The sequence below is a fragment of the Nocardioides sp. genome, from assembly GCF_025965415.1.
GTDB lineage: Bacteria > Actinomycetota > Actinomycetes > Propionibacteriales > Nocardioidaceae > Nocardioides.
The window spans coordinates 1-5,356 of record NZ_JAOPWY010000190.1; the positions used below are offsets into that span (position 1 = coordinate 1).

At 72.3% G+C, this 5,356-nt stretch carries 6 protein-coding genes and 1 rRNA gene; 3 read left to right on the plus strand and 4 right to left on the minus strand.

Annotation, left to right across the window (positions count from 1 at the left end):
• From rrf to JWN97_RS20160, 3 genes are all read left to right on the plus strand, one after another.
• Positions 1–76 (plus strand): 5S ribosomal RNA (rrf, locus tag JWN97_RS20150); the annotation flags it as partial.
• 115 nt (positions 77–191) lie between these two features.
• Positions 192–1,199, plus strand: a complete 1,008-nt coding sequence (locus JWN97_RS20155; protein WP_297627275.1) for a tetratricopeptide repeat protein — start codon at positions 192–194, stop codon at positions 1,197–1,199.
• A gap of 163 nt (positions 1,200–1,362) precedes the next feature.
• Positions 1,363–1,878, plus strand: coding sequence for a DUF3145 family protein (locus tag JWN97_RS20160; protein WP_209954050.1), 516 nt, complete (start codon positions 1,363–1,365; stop codon positions 1,876–1,878).
• Positions 1,879–1,884: 6 nt separating this feature from the next.
• Here JWN97_RS20160 and JWN97_RS20165 read toward each other — a convergent pair whose 3' ends face one another.
• The 4 genes from JWN97_RS20165 to JWN97_RS20180 all read right to left on the minus strand — a co-directional run.
• Entirely contained in the window at positions 1,885–2,319 is a 435-nt protein-coding gene (locus JWN97_RS20165) for a hypothetical protein (protein WP_297627277.1), read from the minus strand.
• A gap of 85 nt (positions 2,320–2,404) precedes the next feature.
• Entirely contained in the window at positions 2,405–3,862 is a 1,458-nt protein-coding gene (locus JWN97_RS20170) for a carboxyl transferase domain-containing protein (RefSeq protein WP_297627279.1), read from the minus strand.
• On the minus strand, positions 3,859–5,112 hold the full coding sequence (locus JWN97_RS20175) for a beta-ketoacyl-[acyl-carrier-protein] synthase II (protein ID WP_297627280.1): 1,254 nt from the start codon (positions 5,110–5,112) through the stop codon (positions 3,859–3,861). The genes JWN97_RS20170 and JWN97_RS20175 overlap by 4 nt, the downstream gene beginning before the upstream one ends.
• 82 nt (positions 5,113–5,194) lie before the next feature.
• A partial coding sequence (locus tag JWN97_RS20180) for an acyl carrier protein (RefSeq protein ID WP_297627284.1) occupies positions 5,195–5,356 on the minus strand: 162 nt, incomplete at its 5' end.

The window sequence follows — 5,356 nt, forward strand, 5'->3', positions numbered from 1 at the left end:
GAACCCGGAAGTTAAGCCTTTCAGCGCCGATGGTACTGCAACCGAGAGGTTGTGGGAGAGTAGGACGCCGCCGGACATACATTGCGCAAGTGGGGCCACCCCCTGGGTGGCCCCACTTCTGCATTTCAGGACAACAGTGAGTACCGTGGCCTCGGGAACGGGGCCGAAGGTTGTAGAAGGGAAGTGCGGCTGTGGCCGAGGACCGTCGAGGACAGCGTCCGGCACGAGGTGGCTCCGGCGACGGACGAGGCGGCTCTGCCGGCGGCCGTGGAGGCGCGCCCTCGCGGGGCGGTGCTTCCGGCTCGCGCAGCGACTCCCGGGGTGGCTCGCGTGGTGACGCCCGAGGCGGGCCCGCCGGGGACTCGCGTGGCCGCGGCTCCCGTGACGACGCTTCCCGCGGCAAGGGCGCACCCGCGCGTGGCGGCTATCAGGGCGGCAAGGGCGGCAAGCCGTCCGGCAGTGCCCCGCAGCGTGGTTTCCGTGGTCGTACCGAGGAGAAGCCGCGCACGGTCGACCAGGCGGAGTACGACGGTCCCGACCTGCCCGAGTACATCACTGGTGCCGAGCTCGACCGCGGCGTCCGCGCTCAGCTGAAGGGCCTCCCCGAGAAGCTGGCCGCGCGGGTGGCACGCCACCTCGCCGCCGCCGGCGTGCTCATCGACGAGGACCCCGAGCTGGCCTACCGCCACACGCTGGCCGCCCGGGCCCGCGCCTCGCGCCTGGCCGTCGTACGAGAGGCGACCGGCGAGGCCGCCTATGCCGCCGGCCACTACGCCGAGGCGCTGGCCGAGCTCCGCGCCGCGAAGCGGATGAACGGCGCCACCGACTACCTGCCGATCATGGCGGACTGCCACCGCGCCATCGGCAACCCCGAGCAGGCCATCAAGCTCGCAAAGAGCCCCTCGGTCGCCAACTTCAGCACCGAGGCCAAGGCGGAGATGACGCTCGTCGAGGCCGGTGCCCGCCGCGACATGGGGCAGCTGGACGCCGCGCTGCGCACGCTAGAGCTGGCCCCGCTCACCTCGAAGAGCCGCTCGTCGTGGGTGGTCCGGCTGCGCTACGCGTACGCCGACACCCTGGAGGCGGCCGGCCGCGACTCGGACGCGCTCGCGTGGTTCCACCGCACGCACGCGATCGACTCCGAGGAGCTCACCGATGCCGCCGAGCGGGCGGACCTGCTGGAGCGCAAGCAGTCCTGACGCTCGTCGGGCCCGGCGCGCTGGCGTTCCGGCGTCCCATGGGCCACAATGGAGCCACTAATCACATACGTGTCACTCGACTCGCGTTGAGCAACGACGACAGACCGCTGGGGAAGGCGCATCTGGAGCGTCGGAACTCAAGGAGGTCGTGGTGACCACACGCATTGCTTCCCGCCCGGACGGTCCGGGGACGCGGGGCATTCTCTACGTGCACTCTGCTCCCTCTGCTCTCTGCCCTCACATCGAGTGGGCCGTGGGCGGAGTCCTCGGAGTGGCCGTCTCGCTCGACTGGACGCCGCAGCCTGCCCAGCCGGGGTCGTACCGCGCTGAGCTGTCGTGGAGCGGCGTCGCCGGCACGGCCGCCGCCGTGGCCTCGGGCCTGCGCGGCTGGAACCACCTGCGGTTCGAGATCACCGAGGAGCCCACGAGCTCCACCGAGGGCACGAGGTTCTCCTGCACCCCCGACCTGGGGATCTTCCACGCGATCACCGGGCCCCACGGCGACATCCTCATCCCGGAGGACCGGCTCAAGGCCGCCGTGGTCAAGGCCGCACTCGGCGACACGACGCTGCTCCTCGAGATCGACAACCTGCTCGGCAAGCCGTGGGACGACGAGCTCGAGACCTTCCGCCACGCCGGGGAGGGCGCGCCGGTCCGCTGGCTGCACCAGGTGGTCTGAGGTCCCTCAGGGGTTGCGCCGGCGGAGCCGGAAGGTGTCCGTCGCGGTCGCCGTGGTCTCGTCTGCGCCCTCGTAGGACACCAGCGTCCCCGTCAGCGTGAAGATCCCCGGGACCGTCGCCCACCGGCAGAGCCGGTAGGTCAGGACGCCGGAGGTCGGGTCGTTGGGACCGATGAGCGACTGGGCGTGGACGCCACGGCCGTGCCGGTCCTGGATCGTGATGTCGAAGCTCCAGTCCTCCGAGGCCGTGGTCACGCCGTAGGTGAACTGGTAGTCCTTGCAGCCACGCCGCAGCCGGCCGTCCGCTGCCTGGAGGGTCCCGGACACCTCGACCTGCTCGAGCGCCGGCGGGCTCTGCGCCCCCGCGTCGTCCGGCGGGAGCAGCGGGATGGGCAACAGTCCGGCCGTCGCGAGGGCGACGGCTGCGAGCAGGGTCGGCATGGACACCTCCGGGGTCTGGGATGTCCAACGACCGGGTGTGACGCTCGTTACGCCGGCAGACCTGCTCAGGAGGCCGGGAGGTGGCTCAGAGCGGGATGTTGCCGTGCCGCCCGCGGCGTACGCCGACGGTGTCGATCTCGTGACGGATCGCCTGGGCGATGGCGCTGCGCGTGCGGGTCGGCTCGACGACCTCGTCGACGACGCCGATCTCCACCGCCTTGTCGACCCCCCCGGCGATGCGCTCGTGCTCGGCCGCGAGCTCGGCCTCGACCTGCGGTCGGATCTCGGGGGAGACCTCGGCGAGCTTGCGGCGGTGGAGGACGCGGATGGCCGCGACGGCGCCCATCACGGCGACCTCGGCGCCAGGCCACGCGAACACGCGGGTGGCGCCCAGGGAGCGGGCGTTCATGGCGATGTAGGCGCCGCCGTAGGTCTTGCGGGTCACGAGCGTCACCCGCGGCACCACGCACTCGCCGAAGGCGTGCAGCAGCTTGGCGCCACGGCGTACGACGCCGTCCCACTCCTGGCCGACGCCGGGGAGGTAGCCGGGCACGTCCACCAGGACCACGAGCGGCACGCCGAACGCGTCGCACATCCGCACGAAGCGGGAGGCCTTCTCGGCCGAGAGGGAGTCGAGGCAGCCGCCGAGGCGGAGCGGGTTGTTGGCGACGACACCGACCGTGCGCCCGCCGAAGCGGCCGAGCGCGGTGACGATGTTGGGTGCCCAGCGGGCGTGCAGCTCCTGCATGGTGCCCTCGTCGAGCAGGCCGTCGACGAGCGGGTGCACGTCGTAGGCGCGCTTCTTGGACTCCGGGAGCAGTGCGCCGAGGTCGCGATCCTCGACGGAGTCGGCATCCAGGCTGCCCTGCGCGCCGAGGAGGGAGGCGACGATGCGCGCCCGGTCGAGGGCCTCGCGCTCGGACTCGGTGAGGATGTGGACGACGCCGGACCGGCGACCGTGCGGCTCGGGGCCGCCGAGGCGCAGCATGTCGACGTCCTCGCCGGTGACGGAGCGCACCACGTCGGGACCGGTGACGAAGATGCGGCCCTCGGGACCGAGGATGACCACGTCGGTGAGTGCGGGACCGTAGGCGGCGCCGCCGGCGGCGGGGCCGAGCACCACGGAGATCTGCGGGATCACGCCGGAGGCCTGCGTCATCACCTGGAAGATGCGGCCCACCGCGTGGAGGGAGAGCACGCCCTCGGCCAGCCGAGCACCGCCGGAGTGCCACAGCCCGATGATCGGGGTGCCGTCGGTGATGGCGCGGTGATAGGCGTCGACGACGACGCGGCAGCCGACATCGCCCATCGCACCACCCATGACGGTCGCATCGCTGCAGAACGCCACGACGGGGGTGCCGCCGACCCGACCGACGGCGGCGAGCATGCCGGAGTCGTCGTCGGGCGTGATCAGCTCGAGCGTGCCCTCGTCGAGCAGGGCGGCCAGGCGCAGGACCGGGTTGCGGGGGTCCTCCTCGCGCGGCAGCCTGACGGGCGCGGCGGCGGCGGTGGGCGCGTCGTCCTGAGCCTGTCGGAGGGTCACTCGTAGCTCCCGAAGGCGACCGCCACGTTGGCACCGCCGAAGCCGAAGGAGTTGTTGAGGCCCACGATGTCGCCCTGCGGGAGGTCGCGCCGCGACGTCGGGATGTCGAGGTCGACCTCGGGGTCCTTGTCGTCGAGGTTGATCGTCGGAGGACTCACGCGGTCGTGGAGGGCCATGACGGTGGCGATCGCCTCGAGCGCGCCCGCGCCACCCAGCAGGTGGCCGGTCATCGACTTGGTGCTCGTCACGACGCAGCGGTCGACGTGCTCGCCGAGGACGGCGTGCAGCATCAGGCCCTCGGCGATGTCGCCCTTGGGCGTGGAGGTGGCGTGGGCGTTGACGTGGACCACGGTCGCGGGGTCGACGTCGCCCTCGCGGAGCGCCATCTTGATCGCACGGGTGCCACCGCGGCCCTCGGGGTCGGGCTGGGCGATGTCGTGGGCGTCGTTGCTGATGCCCGCTCCGAGGACCTCGGCGTAGATCGTGGCGCCACGGGCGCGGGCGTGCTCCTCGGACTCGAGGATCAGCACGGAGCCGCCCTCGCCGAGGACGAAGCCGTCACGGGCGGTGTCCCACGGGCGGGAGACCGTCGTCGGGTCGCCACCCTCCTCGCTGCCGGTCTTGGACAGCGCCATCATGTTGGCGAACGCCGCCATGGGGAGCGGGTGGATCGCGGCCTCGGTGCCGCCGGCGATGACGACGTCGGCGCGGCCGAGGCGGATCAGGTCGATGGCCATCGCGATGGCCTCGTTGCCGGAGGCGCACGCCGACGTGGGCGCGTGGACCGCCGCGCGGGCGCCGTACGTGAGGCTGACGTTGGCGGCCGGAGCGTTGGGCATCAGCATCGGCACGGCGAGGGGGGACACGCGGCGCGCGCCCTTCTCGAGGAGGGTGTCGTAGTTGGCGAGCAGGGTGGTGACGCCGCCGATGCCGGACGCGAGGCACACGCTCAGGCGCTCGGGCTCCAGGCCGGAGCCCTCGAGGCCGGCGTCGGCCCAGGCCTGCTCGGCGGCGACCATGGCGAACTGGCTGGCCCGGTCGAGGCGGCGGGCCTTGACGCGGTCGAGGATCTCCGAGGGCTCGACGGCGACGCGTCCGCCGATCTTCACCGGGAGCTGGTCGACCCAGTCGTCGGTGAGGTGCCTGATGCCGGAGGTGCCGGCCAGCAGCGCCTGCCACGTGCTGGGGACGTCCCCACCGACGGGGGAGGTGGTGCCGAGGCCGGTGACGACTACGCGGGTCGAGGGCATCAGGGGGTTTCCGTTCTCGTGAGGGTGGGGGACGGGCTGGTCACGGGTGGCCGGTGGGACGGGCCACCCGTGACCGAGGGACTCAGCCCTGCGAGCGCTCGATGAAGGCGACGGCGTCGCCGACGGTCTTGAGGTTCTTGACCTCGTCGTCGGGGATGGTCACGCCGAACTTCTCCTCGGCGGCCACGACGACCTCGACCATGGAGAGCGAGTCGACGTCGAGGTCGTCCACGAAGGACTTGTC

Bases quoted from the DNA above. Each gene is read 5' to 3' on its own strand.
- JWN97_RS20165 (WP_297627277.1), bottom strand. From the start codon at position 2,319: ATGCCGACCCTGCTCGCAGCCGTCGCCCTCGCGACGGCCGGACTGTTG.
- JWN97_RS20175 (WP_297627280.1), bottom strand. From the start codon at position 5,112: ATGCCCTCGACCCGCGTAGTCGTCACCGGCCTCGGCACCACCTCCCCC.